General features: G+C 72.9%; 17 protein-coding genes. 10 read left to right on the top strand and 7 right to left on the bottom strand.

The features are described from left to right. Positions 1-50: 50 nt before the first annotated feature. From AB0I59_RS19505 to AB0I59_RS19485, 5 genes are read right to left on the bottom strand one after another with little or no spacing between them, the layout of a single operon-like run. Entirely contained in the window at positions 51-1,016 is a 966-nt protein-coding gene (locus AB0I59_RS19505) for an oligopeptide/dipeptide ABC transporter ATP-binding protein (RefSeq protein ID WP_358134526.1), read from the bottom strand. Further along, the gene (locus AB0I59_RS19500) at positions 1,013-2,032 is read right to left on the bottom strand and encodes an ABC transporter ATP-binding protein (RefSeq protein WP_061258073.1); all 1,020 of its coding nucleotides are present in this window, start codon (positions 2,030-2,032) and stop codon (positions 1,013-1,015) included. Before AB0I59_RS19500 ends, AB0I59_RS19505 begins: the two co-directional genes overlap by 4 nt. Continuing rightward, positions 2,025-3,560, bottom strand: a complete 1,536-nt coding sequence (locus AB0I59_RS19495) for an ABC transporter substrate-binding protein (protein WP_358134523.1) — start codon at positions 3,558-3,560, stop codon at positions 2,025-2,027. Before AB0I59_RS19495 ends, AB0I59_RS19500 begins: the two co-directional genes overlap by 8 nt. Beyond that, on the bottom strand, positions 3,557-4,453 hold the full coding sequence (locus tag AB0I59_RS19490; RefSeq protein WP_358134520.1) for an ABC transporter permease: 897 nt from the start codon (positions 4,451-4,453) through the stop codon (positions 3,557-3,559). Before AB0I59_RS19490 ends, AB0I59_RS19495 begins: the two co-directional genes overlap by 4 nt. After that, positions 4,450-5,421 (bottom strand): ABC transporter permease, encoded by a 972-nt coding sequence (locus AB0I59_RS19485; RefSeq protein ID WP_063818846.1) that lies wholly within the window; start codon positions 5,419-5,421, stop codon positions 4,450-4,452. The genes AB0I59_RS19490 and AB0I59_RS19485 overlap by 4 nt, the downstream gene beginning before the upstream one ends. 335 nt (positions 5,422-5,756) lie before the next feature. Between AB0I59_RS19485 and AB0I59_RS19480 the strand changes: the two genes are divergently transcribed. The 10 genes from AB0I59_RS19480 to AB0I59_RS19435 all read left to right on the top strand — a co-directional run bounded on the left by AB0I59_RS19480 (position 5,757) and on the right by AB0I59_RS19435 (position 14,051). Beyond that, complete coding sequence (locus AB0I59_RS19480; RefSeq protein WP_358134517.1) at positions 5,757-6,413, top strand: biliverdin-producing heme oxygenase; 657 nt, start codon at positions 5,757-5,759, stop codon at positions 6,411-6,413. Between the two features lie 276 nt (positions 6,414-6,689). After that, positions 6,690-7,115: a hypothetical protein gene (locus tag AB0I59_RS19475; RefSeq protein WP_358134514.1), complete on the top strand. Its 426-nt coding sequence runs from the start codon at positions 6,690-6,692 to the stop codon at positions 7,113-7,115. Then, on the top strand, positions 7,112-8,023 hold the full coding sequence (locus AB0I59_RS19470) for a hypothetical protein (RefSeq protein ID WP_358134511.1): 912 nt from the start codon (positions 7,112-7,114) through the stop codon (positions 8,021-8,023). The genes AB0I59_RS19475 and AB0I59_RS19470 overlap by 4 nt, the downstream gene beginning before the upstream one ends. 39 nt (positions 8,024-8,062) lie before the next feature. Then, positions 8,063-9,349, top strand: a complete 1,287-nt coding sequence (locus AB0I59_RS19465) for a V-type ATPase 116kDa subunit family protein (protein ID WP_358134509.1) — start codon at positions 8,063-8,065, stop codon at positions 9,347-9,349. Further along, the gene (locus tag AB0I59_RS19460; RefSeq protein ID WP_082777172.1) at positions 9,313-9,657 is read left to right on the top strand and encodes an ATP synthase subunit C; all 345 of its coding nucleotides are present in this window, start codon (positions 9,313-9,315) and stop codon (positions 9,655-9,657) included. The genes AB0I59_RS19465 and AB0I59_RS19460 overlap by 37 nt, the downstream gene beginning before the upstream one ends. A gap of 6 nt (positions 9,658-9,663) precedes the next feature. After that, complete coding sequence (locus AB0I59_RS19455) at positions 9,664-9,876, top strand: hypothetical protein (protein ID WP_358134506.1); 213 nt, start codon at positions 9,664-9,666, stop codon at positions 9,874-9,876. Next, entirely contained in the window at positions 9,873-10,385 is a 513-nt protein-coding gene (locus tag AB0I59_RS19450) for a hypothetical protein (RefSeq protein WP_358134503.1), read from the top strand. Before AB0I59_RS19455 ends, AB0I59_RS19450 begins: the two co-directional genes overlap by 4 nt. After that, positions 10,373-12,049 (top strand): V-type ATP synthase subunit A, encoded by a 1,677-nt coding sequence (locus tag AB0I59_RS19445; RefSeq protein WP_358134501.1) that lies wholly within the window; start codon positions 10,373-10,375, stop codon positions 12,047-12,049. Before AB0I59_RS19450 ends, AB0I59_RS19445 begins: the two co-directional genes overlap by 13 nt. Next, complete coding sequence (locus tag AB0I59_RS19440; RefSeq protein ID WP_061258061.1) at positions 12,046-13,419, top strand: V-type ATP synthase subunit B; 1,374 nt, start codon at positions 12,046-12,048, stop codon at positions 13,417-13,419. Before AB0I59_RS19445 ends, AB0I59_RS19440 begins: the two co-directional genes overlap by 4 nt. Next, positions 13,416-14,051 (top strand): V-type ATP synthase subunit D, encoded by a 636-nt coding sequence (locus tag AB0I59_RS19435; RefSeq protein WP_061258060.1) that lies wholly within the window; start codon positions 13,416-13,418, stop codon positions 14,049-14,051. The genes AB0I59_RS19440 and AB0I59_RS19435 overlap by 4 nt, the downstream gene beginning before the upstream one ends. Before the next feature lie 64 nt (positions 14,052-14,115). Here the strand turns inward: AB0I59_RS19435 and AB0I59_RS19430 are convergent, their stop codons facing one another. Together AB0I59_RS19430 and AB0I59_RS19425 are read right to left on the bottom strand one after the other, a co-directional pair. Then, a complete protein-coding gene (locus AB0I59_RS19430) occupies positions 14,116-14,400 on the bottom strand; it encodes a DUF1540 domain-containing protein (RefSeq protein ID WP_061258059.1) in 285 nt (94 codons plus the stop codon). Positions 14,401-14,715: 315 nt separating this feature from the next. Then, positions 14,716-16,071 (bottom strand): nicotinate phosphoribosyltransferase, encoded by a 1,356-nt coding sequence (locus AB0I59_RS19425; RefSeq protein WP_082777169.1) that lies wholly within the window; start codon positions 16,069-16,071, stop codon positions 14,716-14,718. Between the last annotated feature and the right edge of the window lie 44 nt (positions 16,072-16,115).

Genomic DNA, 16,115 nt, shown 5'->3' with positions numbered 1-16,115 from the left:
GCGGGCCGGCACCCCGGCCCGCCCCGAGGGGGTGCCTGGCGGAGCATCGGTCAGGCACCCCCTGCGGCGTCGGCGGGGATCTCGCCGTCGCGCAGGCAGGCGCTGTGCCGGTCGCCGACGGCGATCAGCCGCGGGACCGCCTCCCTGCACGCGTCCTCGACGTACGGGCAGCGGGGGTGGAAGGCGCACCCAGGAGGGGGATGGACGGCCGAGGGCACCTCGCCGGAGAGCGCGACCAGATTGCGGCGCGCGGGGTCGGGCACCGGTACGGCGGCCAGCAGCATGCGCGTGTAGGGATGTCGCGGCGCGGAGAAGACCTCGTCGGCCGGGCCCTGCTCGACGATCCTGCCCAGGTACATCACGGCGACCCTGGTGGCGAGGTGCCGGGCGATGTCCAGCTCGTGGGTGATCAGCACGTACGCCAGGCCGAGTGCGGAGCGAAGGTCGAGCAGCAGGTTGACCACGGTGGCCTTGACGCCCACGTCCAGGCTCGCCGTCGGTTCGTCCAGGACGATCGCACGGGGGCGGGCGGCGAGCGCCCGGGCGACGGTGACCCGCTGCAGTTCCCCGCCGCTCACTCCGCCGGGGCGGCGGGCCGCGTAGTGCGCGGGGAGGCCGACCTGCTCCAGCAGCTCGGCGACGCGCTCGGCCCGCTCGGCCACCGACCGGCACAGGCCGTGGACGGCCAGGGGCTGGCCCACGCTGTGGCCGATGGTCTTGCGCGGGTTGAGCGCCGACCACGGGTTCTGCGAGACGAACTGCACCTGACGGCGGGTCTCCCGGTCCATCCGCGTGCCGGCGGGGACGCCCCCGATGCGTACGGCGCCCCTCGTGGGAGGGAGCAGGCCGACGGCGAGCCGGGCGACGGTCGACTTGCCGCAGCCGGACTCGCCCACGATGGCGAGCGTCTCGCCGGGATCGATCCGGAACGACACGTCCTCCACCGCGTGGACCGTCTGCCGCCGCCCCGCCGGGAAGCGGCGGGTGACGTGGTCGAGTTCGAGCACCGGGGTCACGCGTCCTCCTCGGCTTCCGGGGTCTCCCCCGCACGGTGGCAACGGACCACGTCCGTCCCCATGGTGATCGGCGTCGGTTCCTCCTCGTGGCAGCGGGCGAGCACGACCGGGCAGCGCGGGGCGAACGCGCACCCCGCCGAGCCCGCTCGCGCGCCCCTCTCTCGCGAGAGCGTGACCTCCGCCACGGTGTGCCCCGGCATGGCGCCGAGGCGCCGCCCGCGTTCCGTGCGGGCGGGAAGCGCGGCCAGGAGGGCGCGCGTGTACGGGTGGCGGGGTGCGGTGAAGATCTGGCTCACGGGCCCCGACTCGACCAGCCGGCCGGCGTACATCACCCCGACCCGGTCGCAGATCTGCGCCACGACGGCGAGGTCATGGGTGACGTAGAGGATCGCCGGCCCGAGCCGGTCGCGCAGATCGAGCAGCAGGCGGAGCACCTGCGCCTGGACGGTCGCGTCCAGCGTGGTGGTCGGCTCGTCGGCGATGAGCAGGTCGGGCTGCCTGGCCAGCGCGGCGAGCACGATGAGCAGGCGCTGGAGCTGCCCGCCGGAGAATCGGTGCGGGTGGTCGCGCGGCCGGTCGAGCACCGCGCGCAGGCCCACCTGGGCGAGCAGGTCGGCGAGGTCGTGTCCGTCGTGGTACCAGCGCATCTGCCGCAGCACGGGGGTGGACGGGCTGAGCGAGGTCATGGGCCGCTGCGGCACCACACCGATGCGGGAGGCCCGGATCCGCCGCATGTCCTCGGGGGGTAGCTCGGTCAGCTCCCGCCCGTCGAAGCGCAGCCCGGCGGCGCGGACGCGCGCACCGGCCGGGAGCACGCCCGTGATCGCCGAGCACAGGGTGCTCTTGCCGCTGCCGGACTCCCCGACCAGGCCGAGGATCTCTCCACGGCGCAGGCTGAGGGAGACGCCCCGCACGGCCGGCCGCCCCGCATAGTCCACGTGCAGGTCCGAGACGGTCAGCAGATCGGCGGGTGGCGGATCCGTCACCGGCGAGCCGGTCGCCTGACGGTCATTCACCGGCGTTCCCTTCCGGCCGCAGCCGGGGCGTGCCCAGTCTGCTGATCTTCATCCGCGCGGGATCCATCGGGCTCACGCTCGCGCGCTGTGCGACGATCATCTTCGGATAGACGGGAGGGAACATCACCGCGTCCTCGGTCAGCGTCGCGTTCACCTCGCGGAGCAGCCGGTCGCGCTCGTCCTGGTCGTCGATCGCCCATACCCGCTCGAGCGCGGTGTCCACCGACGGGTTCTCGTATCCGCAGGCCAGGACGCTCGTGGACTGGGCGGGAGACAGGGTGAGATAGTTCGCGTCGCCGCTGGTGAAGCCACTGGAGAAGCGGTTCATGATCATCTGGTAGGCGCCGGAGATCCAGCGCTGTGCCCAGGGGCCGCCCTGGAGGACCTCCAGTTTCACGGTGATGCCCGCGCGCGCCCAGCTCTGGACCAGGATCTGCGCGATGTCCTCCATGACCTGGCCGGCGCTGATCGTGAGGGTGAAGGAGGGGGCGGTGACGCCGCGCAGCAGCTCGCGCGCCCGCGCCGTGTCGGGCCGGGCGGGAAAGACCCGCAGGTCCGGGTCGTACCCCCGCTCGGCCGGGCCGATGGGGCCCTGGCCGAGGACCGCGGCGCCGCCGAATACCTTGTCGTTCACCCCCTGCCGGTCCACCGCGTAGGCGACCGCGCGCCGGAAGTTCGGATCGTCGAAGGGCGGATCCCCCGCCTTGACGTAGGTGAGGATGTCGATCGGCGCGTCCACCCGGTGGACGGTCACCGCCTGCTGTCCCGCGAGGAGCGGCAGGGCCGCCACGGGCAGTTCGGTGGCGATGTCCACGCTGCCCGCGCGCAGGTTCACCGCCCGCGTCGAGCCGTCCGGGATGATCTGGAACTCCAGCCGGGCGTACGCGGGGGATGGTCCGTGATATCCCCTGTGGGCGGTCATCGAGTAGCCCAGCCCTGCGGAGACCCGCTCCAGCCGGTACGGCCCGGTGCCCATCATGGTGTCCTTGCGGTCGACGAAGGCCCGGTGCGTGATCGGCAGGTTGGTCAGGTGCGATCGGAGCAGCCCGTAGGGGCGCTTGAGCCTGATCTCGACCGTGTTCGGGTCGACGGCGCGAGCCCCGGAGTAGTAACCGAGGAAGTAGACGACCCACTCACTGCCGCTGGCGAAGGCGGCGACGTGGTCGAGCGAGGCGACCACGTGCTCGGCGGTGAAGGCGTCGCCGTTGTGGAACGTCACTCCCCGTTTGAGGGGGATGGTCCAGGTGAGTCCGTCGGCGGAGACGGCCGGCTCGGCGGCGGCGAGCAGCGGGACCGATCGGACTCGCTCGTCGTAGTCGTAGAGCGTCTCCATCACCGGTTCGGCGATCCAGCGGGTGACCTCGCTGCCGGAGTCCAGCGGGTTGAGGTTGCTCGGGCCGGCGGCGACGCCGATCCTGAGCGTCCTGCCACCGCCCGTTGGTGAAGCGGTCGAGCAGGCGGCGAGCAACGACACGGCGGGAACCAGCCCGAGGAACCGCCGCCGGGACCAGGAGGGGGGAATGGTCATCGTGTCTCCACGTGGGTCGTGCCGCGTCCGCCGAGGGAGTCGGACAGGGCGTCACCGATGAGGTTGAAGCCGAGGATCCCGGCGAGCATGACCGCGCCGGGCAGGACCGAGTACCACCAGACACCCGCGGGCAGGTAGCCGGTGCCGCCGCCGGTCAGATTGCCGAGCGTGGCCTGCGGCAGCTGGACGCCCAGCCCGAGGAAGCCCAGCCCGCCCTCGGCGAAGACGGCCAGCGCCATCGCGAGGAACGCCTGCACCACCATGGCGGGCGCGACGTTGGGCAGCAGTTCGCCGAAGAGGATCCGCAGCCGCGGCACGCCCACCACCCGCAGCGCGGCCACGTACTCCTGGCCGGTCTCCGCCATCGTCGCCGCACGTGCCACCCGCGCGAAGTAGGGGACGAACGCGACGCCGAGCAGGAGCACGACCTTGGTCGTCATGGTGATCGGGATCGGCCCCAGGTGCGCCGTGGCCGTGCCGCTGAGCCCGATGACGAACATCGCCAGCACGAACATCGGCAGCGCCTGGACGATCTCCAGCACCCTCATGATCAGGTCGTCGAACAGCCGCCCGCCGTGATATCCGGCGAAGATGCCGAGCGGCAGGGCGACCAACAGGCCCAGCGCCACGGCGGCCAGGCTCACCGTCAGCGACACCCGGGTGCCCGCCGCCGTACGGGCGAGCAGGTCCCGGCCGAGCTGGTCGGTGCCGAACAGGTGCGTGAGGGACGGCGCGGCGAGCACGTCGGAGCCGGTGGCGTTCGGGTCTCCCGCAAGCGACGGCCCGAGCGCCGCGAGCAGGCAGAACAGCGCGGCGCAGACGGCGCCGAACCAGGTGAGGCCGTCGCGTGGAAGGAGCCGGGCGCCCCGCGGTGCGGAGACGACGGCGCTCACCGGACCCGCCCGCCGTTCAGCACGCCCTCGCGGATGCGCGGGTCGATCGCCAGCTGGGCGAGGTCCACCAGCAGGTTGGTGAGGAGGTAGAGGACGGCCACGGCCAGGCAGCAGCCGGCGGCCACCGGATAGTCCTGCCGGCGAAAGGAGTCGACCATGAGCTGGCCGAGGCCTGGTACGCCGAACACGTTCTCCACCAGGATCGCGCCGCTGACCAGCATGCCGAGCATCAGTCCCATGACGGTCACCAGGGGGATCGCGGCGTTGCGCATCGCCACCCTCGCCAGCAACGTGCGACGGGACATGCCCATCGATGTGGCGAACGAGACGTAGTCGCGGTCGAGCACCTCCAGGACGGACCCGCGGAATGTGCGGGCCACGACGGCGAACGCGGGCAGGCCGAGTACGAACGCGGGTAGGACCAGACCGCGCAGGTGTTCGGGCAGACCCTCGGAGATCGGGACGTAGCCGCTGACCGGCAGCACCCCGGTGATGTAGACGCCGAAGACCAGCACGCACACGAGGCCCAGCCAGAAGCTCGGCACCGAGAGCGCGACCACGCTCGTGACGCGTACGAGACCGTCGAACGGTGAGCCGTGCCGGAGCGCGGCGAGCGCTCCGGCGAGGATGCCCAGCGCCATCCAGACGGCTCCGGCCACCAGGCCCAGCTCCAGGGAGACGGGCAGCCGCTGGGCGAGGAGCTCCCCGACCGGCTGGCCGGAGAAGACCGAGGCGCCGAGGTCCCCGCCGGCGAGTTGCCGGAGGTAGCGCACGTACTGCTCGGGGATGGAGGCGTTCAAGCCGAGCCGCTCGGCGACGGCGGCCCTGCCTTCCTCGCTGTAGCTGAATCCGAGCAGGGTGTAGAGCGGACTGCCTGGTGACAGACGCAGGAGGACGAAGACCAGCGAGATCACCGCGAGGACGGTGGTCACCAGTGCGATCAGACGGCGGAGGAGATAGGAGACGATGGCGAACCACCTCTCTCAATGTTCCGCTGTGCGGAATCTCGTATATGTGGACGGAATGATAGATGGGACCTTTTCACATGGGAAGAGGTTTGACGACACATCGTCATCATCCGAAGGGTGGATTTACCGCCACCCGCCTTCCCACCGCCCCCAGCCCACACGGCCCGCTCGCGCCGGGATCACGCCCGACCGACGCCCCCGTCGCCACCCCTTCCCGAACGGGAACGGAACGACCATCGGCCGTTTACGACGATATGTCGTATAAATGTTGACCGACCGCACTCTTTCTGACACTGTGTCGCGAAACGACATTCCGGTGCAAGAGGAGTTCGGACATGACCGCGACCGAGACGTTCGCCGACCAACTCAAGAACGCGACCTGGAACGACCACGAGGAGGCGGAACGCACCGCCTACCTCGACGCACTCATGGGTGGACGCGTGTCCCGGGAGGGCTACGCCGACATGGTCGCCCAGCACTACTACGCCTACGTGGCCCTTGAGGCGGCGGGACGCGCCCTCGCCGACGACCCGGTCGCCAGCCCGTTCGTCAGCAGGGAACTCGAGCGTGTCCCCTCGCTGGAAGTCGACTTGGAGGAGCTGTACGGGACGAACTGGCGTGACGAGATCACCCCGTCCAAGCCCACGTTGACCTATGTCGCCCGGATCAACCAGATCGCCGACTGGCCCGGCGGCTTCATCGCCCACCACTACACGCGTTACCTCGGCGACCTCTCCGGGGGCCAGGTGATCCGCAAGCTCGTGGAGCGCGCGTACAACTTCGAGACATCGGCGGGCGTCGCGTTCTACCTCTTCCCCGACATCCCCGACCTGAAGGAGTTCAAGGTCGACTACCGGAACCGGCTCAACTCATTGAACCTGGACGAGGTGCAGGCGAAGAGGGTCATCGCCGAGACCGCGCTCGCCTACCAGCTCAACACCGAGGTTCTCGTGGAGATCGGCAAGCGGCTGCCCGAGTACCTCGTGGCATGAGCTTTCCCCTGCCTGCCCGTCCGCTCCGGCGCGTGCGCCTGCTCGCTCCGGAGTCGGCCGGAAAGCCGAGGGGCTCATCCACCACCGCCTCGTTCCGGTTGGCGACGCACCCACCCCCGCAGACGCCGCCCTGTCGCTCCCGCCAGTTCTGGGCGTATATCCGGATTTCGGACATATTTAAGCCCCCGCGTCGGCGATATCAGCGTGTACAGGGGCATCACCTCAACTGACAGCTCATGCAAGCGCCCGGCGTCGGCGGAGGTGACCATGGCCCGATTGAGCGATTTCCTCCAGCGGTTCCGCCCCACCGGCGTGCCGGGTGCCGCGGCGCCGACCGGGGTGCCCGCCGACTACGCCGCGGACCAGAGCACCGAGCTCGACATGGTCTTCTCCGCCCTCGCCGACGTACGGGCCGCCTGCGCGGACATGCGCGCCACGGCGGAGCACCACGCCGGGGAAATACGGGAGCGGGCCCGGGTCCAGGCCGCCGCCGTCGCCTCGGCGGCGCGGCACACCGCGGAGGCCGAGAGGGCGCAGGCCGCCGCCACCGCGGGGCGGGAGGCCGACGAGGAGGAGCGGGCGGTCCTCCGCGCCGCCGAGCGCGCCGCCGACGATGTTCGCGCGCGGGCCGAGGTCCGGATGCCGGCCGAGGTGGCGCGGATCGTCGCCGAGGTCAGGGGGCTGGCCGGTGGTCCGTCATGACCGCCGCCTGGGTCGCCGGTTCGACACGGGCCAGAGCCCTGGCACGGAGGAGGGCCGGCCGCTCCGCCACCCGCCGGATCGCCGCCTGCGGCTCCGCCGACGAGGCGGTCGCCCTGCTGACCGGCACCTCCTACGGGCACGACGTACGGCGTGGCCAGAGCCTGCCCGAGGCACAGTGGGCGGTGCTCGCCACGCTCCTGTGGCATCTGCGCGTGCTCGCCGGCTGGCTTCCCCGCGAGGGCGGGCAGGCGATCCGCGTCGTGGTCCGGTGGTTCGAGATCGCCAACGTGGACGAGCTCATGTGCCGCCTGTCCGGTGTGCCCGCCGATCCCGAGTTCGCCCTCGGCTCGGCGGGTACGGCATGGCCGCGCCTGCGGCGGTGCGCCTCGCTCGCCGAGCTCCGGGCGACGCTGGCCGCCTCCGCGTGGGGGGACCCGGGCGGCGCGGGACGCCGGGAGATCCAGCTCGGCATGCGCGTCGCCTGGGCCGGGCGTGTCGCCGACACGGTACCCGCCGCCGGCGCGTGGGTCCTGGGTGCGACGGCGCTGCTGGCCGCCCGCGAGCGGCATGCCGAGGCCCGTGACCTGCCGGTCGGGGTCCGGGAGCGCTGCCGGGCCCTGCTCGGCACCGGGGCCGTCGAGGCGGCGTCACTCCCGGAGATGGCCGAGCGGCTCGCTCCGCCCGCCCGCTGGGCGCTGCGCGACATCGACGATCCCGGGCGGCTGTGGGAGGGCGAGGAGCGCTGGTGGACGAGGCTGGAGGAGGACGGCCGCGATCTCCTGGCCGGTCCGGGATTCTCCATGACGCCCGTCCTGGGAGCGGTCGCCGTGCTCGCCGCGGACGCCCGGAGGGTCCGCGCCGCGCTCGAACTCGCCGCACGAGGTGGTGATCGCGATGCCCTCGTCTGACCTGTCCGCGCGGCGGGGTTCGCGGGCGAGGCGGCGATCATGAGCTGGCGCGACGCCCTGCGTCCGGTACGCATGGAGCGGGTCGCGATCGCGGCCCCCGTGGACTCCTTGAGCGAGGTGCTCGCCGAGGTGGCGGACGCGGGAGCGGTGGAACTCGCCGCGCCGCCGGACGCGTCGCCGCAGACCGTGGCGAAGGCGGCCGTCGTCCGCGACGGTGTCGCGGCGCTCGCCGGCTGGATGCCCGCCGATGCGGTCCCCGAACTGGCGAAGCGGCTGGCCCCCGCGGGCGGTGCCGCCGTCCCGATCACCCGGCCGAAGGGGGTCGAAGCGCCGTCGCTGCTCCGGTCCCGGGGAGTGCGCGGCTCCCTGTCCCCGCTCGTCGCCACGTACGGGACGGTGCCGTACTCCGACATCGATCCCACACCGCTCGCGGCGAGCGCGTACGTCCTGATGTTCGGCATGATGTTCGGCGACGTCGGGCACGGGCTGCTGGTGCTCTGCGCCGCGGCGGGGCTGTACTTCGGCCGTCCACGATGGCTGGGCCGGTTCCGCCGGGCCTGGCCGTTCGCCGCCGGAGCTGGCCTGACGAGCATGCTCTTCGGCCTGCTCTACGGCGAGTTCTTCGGGCCGACGGGCGTCGTCCCGGTGCTCTGGCTGGAACCGCTCTCCCATCCGGTCCCACTGCTGCTCGCCGCCATCGGCGCGGGCGCGCTGCTGCTCGGCGCCGCGTACCTGCTCGGCATCGTGAACCGGTGGCGCGAAGGTGGCGTGCGGGTCGCGCTCTATTCCTCCGCCGGGATCGCGGGAGCGGCGGTTTTCATCGGGTTCGGGCTGGCGTTCGCCGGTTGGTACTCCGGGCTGGACGATCTCGTGGTGGCCGGCGGACTGCTCGCCGCCGTGGGTCTCACGCTGGCGTTCGCCGGTTTCCTGGCCGAGGCGGGCGGCGGCGCCGGCGGGACCGCCCAGGCCGCCATGCGGATCTTCGACGTGGTCGTACGGCTGGGCGCGAACCTGGCGTCGTTCGCCCGGCTCGCCGCCTTCGGGCTCACCCACGCGGCCATCGGGTCGATCGTCTGGACCGGAACCACCGCTCTGTGGCCCGGCCACCCCGTCGGGGCCGCGGCGGTCTTCGTCGTCGGCACCGCGCTCGCCCTCACGATCGAGGGGCTCGTGGTCGCCATCCAGGCCCTGCGCCTGGAGTACTACGAGCTGTTCTCCCGGCTCTTCCAGGTCGAGGGGCGCCCGTTCCGCCCCTGGCGTCCTCCGCCGACATCCAGGGAGGCGATGCCATGTCCGTCTGGATCAGACGAGGCCTGCACGCCATGAACGCCGCCATCGCGCTCGCCGCGCTCACGCTTCTCGTCTGGGCGCTCACCACCGGCGGCGCGCAGGGTGCCGCGGCCACCGCCCCGGCGACGGCACCCAGCGGAACAGCGCTGCTCGGCGCGGCGATCGCGGTCGCCGGCTCGGCGATCGGAGCCGGCATCGCCGTGGCCTACACGGGAGCCGCGGCCCTGGCCGCGATGAGCGAACGGCCGGAGCTGTTCGGCCGGGCCATCGTCATCGTCGGCCTGGCCGAGGGCATCGCGATCTACGGGCTGGTCATCGGCATCATTCTCATCGGGCGGGCGTGACCGGCCATGGCGACCATCGCGATCATCGGAGAGGCCGTCCGCGTGGCCGGATACGGCCTGGCCGGGGCGCTCGTACTGCCCGCCGAGAACGCCGACGAGGTCCGTACGGCGTGGCGGGACCTGGGGCCCGAGGTGGCCGTGGTGATCCTCACGCCCGCGGCGGCCACCTCACTCGGCGACACGAGCGGGGGGCCGCTGCGGGTGGTGATGCCGGCGTGACCGGGGTCCGGGACGCGCTGGCGCCCGTGTCCGGGGCCCTGCTACGGCGGGCACGGCTCGACGCGGACGCGATGATCGCCGCGGCCGAGCACGACGCCGCGCAGACGTTGGCCGTCGCCCGGAGGGCGGCGCAGGACATGATCGACGAGGCCCGGGAGGCCGGGACGTCGGAGGCCCGGGCTCGGGCGGACGCCGTACGGGTCCGGGCCGGGCGGCGCGCCCGCGACATCGAGTTGGCCGCCCGGCGGGAGGTCGTGCTGGAGCTGCGCAGGCGCGCGGTGGCGGCGGTTCTGGCGCTCCGGGACGACCCCTGCTATCCCCGCCTGGTCGAGCGCCTTCGCGAGCTTGCTCGCGAGTCGGGCGGTGACGACCTGATCGTGCGCGAGCATCCCGACGGGGGCGTCGTGGGTGTGGGGCGGGGCCGCCGCGTGGACTGCTCGCTCGGCGCGCTCGCGGGCCGAGCCGTCGACGCGCTCGGAGCGGAGGCGGAACGGCTGTGGGCACGGTGACGAGGGTCAACGGGCCGCTGGTCGAGGTCGACGGTCTCGCCGGAGCGGCGATGTTCGAGCTGGTCGATCTGGGGCCCCACCGGCTGCCCGGCGAAGTCGTCTCCCTGCGCGGCGGCCGGGCCACCGTCCAGGCCTACGAGTACACCGGCGGGCTGGCTCCCGGCCATCCCGCCGAGCGCCGGGGGGCGCCCCTGTCGGCCCTGCTCGGACCGCACCTGCTCGGCGGGGTGTTCGACGGCCTGCTCCGCCCTCTCAGCGGCGCGGGCCTGTGGCTGGACCCGGCCGCGCCGCGGCCGGCGGGCGCCGACCGTTCCTGGCGGTTCACCCCGCTGGTCGATCAGCGCGCCATGACGGGGAGAGGCACGGCCATCGGCAGCGTCGAGAGCGGCGAGTCGCCCCCCTACCTGGTGCTGTCACCGGGCGGCGAAGTCTCCGCGATCCGGCGGGCGGGCCCCTGCCCGGCCCGGACATCGGTCGCGGTCGTCGGCGGCGTCGAGGTCACCCTGGAAAGTGAGCGGCCGGTACGCCAGCCGCTGCCGTACTCCGCGCGTCTCGACGAGGTGGTCCCACTCACGACCGGCCAGCGGGTGATCGACCTCCTCCTGCCCGTCTCCCTCGGGGGAACGGTGGCCGTTCCCGGCGGGTTCGGCACCGGCAAGACCGTGCTCCTCCAGCAGATCGCGAAATGGTGCGACGCGGACGTCGTGGTGTACATCGGCTGCGGGGAACGCGGCAACGAGATGGCCGACGTCGTCGCCGAGCTGGCCCGGCTGTCCGACCCGCGGACCGGAGGGCGGCTCGCGGACCGGACCGTGGTGATCGCCAACACCTCCAACATGCCGATGATGGCCCGGGAGTCCAGCGTCTACACCGGCGTCACGGTCGCCGAGCACTTCCGGGACATGGGCTACGACGCGGTGGTCATCGCGGACTCGACGTCCCGGTGGGCGGAGGCCCGGCGCGAGCTCGGCTCCCGCGGCGGAGCGCTCCCCGCCGAGGAGGGGTACCCCGCCGATCTCGCCTCCGCGCTGGCGGCCTTCTACGAGAGGGCTGGCCGCGTCACCACGCTCGGCGGCGGCACCGGCTCGGTGACGATCATCGGTGCCGTCTCGCCGCCCGGAGGCGACATGACGGAACCGGTCACCACACTCACCCAGCGGTTCGTACGGTCCCAGTGGACGCTCGACCGCGACCTCGCCTACGCGCGCCACTATCCCGCGGTGTCCTGGAGCGGCTCCTTCGCCCGTGACGCCGACGCCCTGATGGCCGGGACCCCGGAGGGCGCGGCGCGACGGGCGCGGATGGCGGCGCTGCTGGCCGAGGCGGACCGGCTGACCACGCTGGCCGAGCTGGTCGGGACCGGGACGCTCCCACCGCACGAACGCGTCGTCCTGCTCGGCGGGCGGCTGGTCCGCGAGGGCTTCCTGCAGCAGAGCGCGCTCAGTCCCGCCGACGCCTACTGCGGGCCCGAGCGCACCGCCGCGCTCGCCGACGCACTTCTCGCGGTCGTCGACCGTTGCCAGGCCCTGGCCGAGCGCGGGGTGCCGGTGGCCTCGATCGAGGAGCGCGACTTCTCCCCCGTGCTGCGCGCGAAGGACGCGCCCGAGGAGGAGATCCCCACGCGGCGTGACGCCGTACTGGGCGAGCTGGAGGAGGCGGGGTGACGTCCTGGGCTCCGGTGGAGTACACCGACGTGGCGGAGCTGCGCGGCCCGCTGATCGTGGTCCGGGGCGTGCGCGGCGTCGGCTGGGACGAGTACGCGTCGATCGAGCTGGAGACGGGGCAGCGCAGGCACGGCCTGGTCCTGGAGGCCGACCGCGACCTGGCCGTCGTCCAGGTCTTCGAAGGGACCGCGGGGCTGCGGGCCGAGGGCACCCGCGTGACCTTCGCCGGGTGCCCGCTCCGGATCCCGGTCGGCGCGGGCTGGCAGGGCAGGGTGTGCGACGGGCGCGGCCGGCCGCTGGACGGCGGGCCTCCCGTCTTCGGCACGGCCGACGCCGCGGTGACCGGCTTCCCGCTCAATCCGACCCGGCGCGAGCCCCCGTCCGAGCCCGTGCTCACCGGCGTGTCCGCCATAGACGCCCTCACCACGCTGGTCCGCGGGCAGAAGATCGCCGTGTTCTCCTCCGGTGGCCTCCCCCATCTGGAGCTCGCCGCGCAGATCGCCGCCCAGGCCAACACCGGCGGAACGCCGTTCAGCGTGGTCTTCGCCGCCATCGGGCTGACCCACGCCGACGCGGCGACCGTACGGGACACCCTGGAGGAGCGTTCGGCGGCCGGGGAGCTGACGCTGTTCCTCAACCTCGCCGACGACCCGGTGATCGAGCGGGTGCTCACCCCGCGGCTCGCCCTGACCGTCGCCGAGCACCTCGCCTTCGTCCTGGGACGGCACGTCCTCGTGGTGCTGGCCGACATGACGAGCTACTGCGAGGCCCTGCGGGAGGTGTCCTCCGCGCGCGGTGAGATCCCGGCGCGGCGCGCGTACCCGGGCTATCTGTACAGCGACCTCGCCTCCCTGTACGAGCGGTGCGGGCGGGTGCCGGGACTGCCCGGCTCGGTGACCGTACTGCCGGTGCTCACCATGCCCGCGGGGGACATCACGCATCCGGTGCCCGACCTCACCGGATACATCACGGAGGGCCAGATCCTGCTGACCCGGGATGTCCCTGTTTATCCGCACATCGACCCGCTCTCCTCGCTGTCGCGGATGATGCGGGCGGGGGTCGGGCCCGGTAGGACCCGGCCCGAGCACATGGATCTCGCCGCCCAGATCCTCGCCGCGCTGGCCCGTGCCCGCCAGGCGGCGGAGCTCGCCGAGATCGTCGGGGAGGGCGCGCTCGGCGACACCGACCGCCGCTACCTCGCCATGGCGGACGCGTTCACGCGGCGGCTCCTGGCCCAGCGGCGGGACGAGGCGCGTTCCCTCGACGAGACCTTCGCGCGGGCCTGGCAGGTCGTCTCCGTGCTGCCCCGGCGGGAGCTCTCCATGTTGTCACCGGCGGCGCTCGACGCGGGATACCGGGAGGAGACGTGACGCTCAAGGTTCCGCCCGGACGGGCCGGCCGTCTGTGGCTCCGGCACCGCCTCGCCGCCCTACGGCGCGGGCTGGCCGTCCTCGACCGCAAGCGGCGCATCCTGCGGCGCGAGCGGGACCGCCTCACGCGACTCGCGGCGCGTACCGGCGAGGAATGGGAATCGGCGTGCCGGGAGGCCGACACCTGGCTGCTGCGCGCCTCGTTGCTGGGCGGCCGTCGAGCGATCCGGCTCGCCGGTGGCGGCCCCCTCGCCGAGGTACGGGTGGAGTGGATCGACGCCATGGGGACCAGCTATCCGGGGAGGTCCGCCTTCCGCCCGCCCGCGCCGGTCGCGTCACCGCCGCCCATGGTCACGGCGGCGCTCGTCCCGGCCAGGGCGGCCTGCCTCGCCGCCCTGCGCGCCGGGGTCGAGCACGCGGTGGCCGCGGAGGCCGCGCGGATCGTCACGGAGGAGGAGGCGATGACCGGCCGACGGATCCGGGCACTGCGCGACCTCCTCCTGCCCCGCCTCGAGGAGGCGCTGGCCGTTGTGGAACTGGCCCTCGACGAGATGGAGCGATCCGACGGCGCACGGGTCCGCCGCGCCCTGGCAGCCAAGCCTCGTGATCACCCGGGTTCCACTCAGCGGTGACGGCGATCGCTCCCACCGGACTGCCGATTCGCGGGCCGGTCGAGTTCCCGCCGCCCGGTTCCGGCTACGCGGGCGCGTACGTGAGGCATTCGGCGTCGTCGTGCGAATATCCGACGACGATGCCGGGGGCCTGGCATTCGAACTGGACGTTGTGCTGGCAGTCGGACATCTTGCACGCGCCGACGCGGCCGGTGACGGATGGATCGCCTCCCTTGGAGGGACCGCTGAGGAATGTGTCGCAGTGTGCGTGGTGAACGTCACCGACGGTGATGGCGAGCGCGTGGCACGCGCCATTCCTGTTGTACGCGCAGGACTCGACCTGACACTCGTTGACTACGGGCATCTCCATCGCTGAGGCCTCCCAAGGCTCCGGGCCCGGCCCCGTGTGCGACGTGCCGTCGCCAGGGCCTTTCGCCCGCTCGTCTGTCCGCTCGATTCGCCGCGTGACATAGACCGGCACACTCGGCACCCCTCTCGTACCGCCTCGGATCGGCCGTCACGCTCATGCCGATCCCAACTCTTCGCCAAGATCGGCGGCGCGTAGGCCGAGGGAGGTCGGCACCTGTTGTCAGGAGCCCTTTCCCCTCTGGCCCGGGCTTGCCCCGTCCGTGCCCGCCGGACCGGTCTCGCGCCAGGCGCGAGATCGCTCAGAACGCGGACGAGATCACCATGACCCTGTGGCCGGATGATCGGCCGGATCGGCCAGGCGCTCGCTCAGCGTGCCGCGGAGGCGGTCCTGGAGCCGGCGTAGTCGCAGGCTGATCTCCACGGGGACCGGCCGGGGCGCGCGCAGCGCCCGCGTGGGTGCCGGCAAGCGGGCCAGTTCGCTCATGCACCGGTCCCGCACGACCGTGATCGGCTCGACCGGCGCGATCCGGCGGCCGTCCACCAGGACAGGAACGAGCAAAGGGTGGCAGCCGGCCGGCGGGGCCTCCTCACGCAGCGCGATCACATCGCGGTCCGGCCCGCGGAACACCTGCTTCGCCCCGGGCAGGTTCACCTTTCCCGGGGACAGCTTCATCACCGGACGGTCGCCGTAGGCCACCAGCTTGTAGGCCGTGTCCAGGTAGGGCGCGTCGGCCGACACACCGACCTTGGTGCCGACGCCGTACGCGTCGATCGGGGCGCCCGCCTTCACGAGATCGGCGATCTCGTACTCGTCCAGGCCGCCGCTGGCGACGATCTGGGCGTGCCGCAGCCCGGCGGCGTCCAGCAGGCGGCGAGCCTCCCCGGCCAGCGCGCCGAGGTCTCCGGAATCCAGCCGTACGCCCACCGGGCCGGTGAGCCCGAGCCGGCGCACCACGTCCACCGCCCTCCGCACACCGGACAGCGTGTCGTAGGTGTCGACCAGGAACGTCGTCCTGTCGGGGAAGTCCGCGGCGAACGCGGCGAACGCGTCCTCTTCGCTCGGGAACGCCTGGACGTAGGAGTGCGCCATGGTTCCCGACGCGGGCAGACCGTACCGTCGCGCGCCCTCCGCGTTGCTGGTGGCGGCGAAGCCCGCGACCGCGGTCGCCCGGGCCACGGCCATGGCGGCCTCGACCCCTTGCGTACGGCGGAACGCGAAATCGATCAGCCGGGCTCCGTCGGCCGCGAGCACGCAACGGGCCGCCTTGGAGGCCACGCTGGTCTGGAAGGTCAGGTGATTGAGCATCATGGTCTCGACCATCTGCGCCTCGGCGATCGGCGCGGTCACCTCCAGCAACGGCTCCCCCGCGAAGACCGCTCGGCCCTCCGGCACGGCCCACACCTCGCCGGTGAAGCGCAGGTCGGCGAGCGCCCGCAGCGTCCCGGCGCCATGCCCCTGGACGTCACGCAGGTAGTCGAGGTCCTCCTGCTCGAACGAGAAGTCCTCCAGGAACCGCAGCGCGTCCTCCAGCCCGGCGGCGATCAGGAAGCCGCGGTCCGCGGGCAGGCGGCGGACGAACAAGCTGAAGGTGGCCTGATCGGTCATGCCGCGGCGCAGGTAGCTCGCCGCCATATTCACCTCGTACATGTCGGTCAGCAGTCCACCGGGCATGCCGACCCCCTGCCCAGCGGAGGGGTGAGCACGCTCCCGCCGCC

Origin of the sequence: Microtetraspora glauca (assembly GCF_040656155.1) — a bacterium.
Taxonomy (GTDB): domain Bacteria; phylum Actinomycetota; class Actinomycetes; order Streptosporangiales; family Streptosporangiaceae; genus Microtetraspora; species Microtetraspora glauca.
Note: the sequence above shows the minus strand (reverse complement) of the source record. Positions and strands in the feature narration are given on the sequence as shown.

Excerpts from the sequence above, each read along its gene's own strand:
- AB0I59_RS19480 (WP_358134517.1), top strand. The coding sequence starts at position 5,757 with ATGACCGCGACCGAGACGTTCGCCGACCAACTCAAGAACGCGACCTGG.
- AB0I59_RS19455 (WP_358134506.1), top strand. The coding sequence starts at position 9,664 with ATGGCGACCATCGCGATCATCGGAGAGGCCGTCCGCGTGGCCGGATAC.
- AB0I59_RS19495 (WP_358134523.1), bottom strand. The coding sequence starts at position 3,560 with ATGACCATTCCCCCCTCCTGGTCCCGGCGGCGGTTCCTCGGGCTGGTT.
- AB0I59_RS19470 (WP_358134511.1), top strand. The coding sequence starts at position 7,112 with ATGACCGCCGCCTGGGTCGCCGGTTCGACACGGGCCAGAGCCCTGGCA.
- AB0I59_RS19465 (WP_358134509.1), top strand. The coding sequence starts at position 8,063 with ATGAGCTGGCGCGACGCCCTGCGTCCGGTACGCATGGAGCGGGTCGCG.
- AB0I59_RS19430 (WP_061258059.1), bottom strand. The coding sequence starts at position 14,400 with ATGGAGATGCCCGTAGTCAACGAGTGTCAGGTCGAGTCCTGCGCGTAC.
- AB0I59_RS19460 (WP_082777172.1), top strand. The coding sequence starts at position 9,313 with ATGTCCGTCTGGATCAGACGAGGCCTGCACGCCATGAACGCCGCCATC.
- AB0I59_RS19425 (WP_082777169.1), bottom strand. The coding sequence starts at position 16,071 with ATGCCCGGTGGACTGCTGACCGACATGTACGAGGTGAATATGGCGGCG.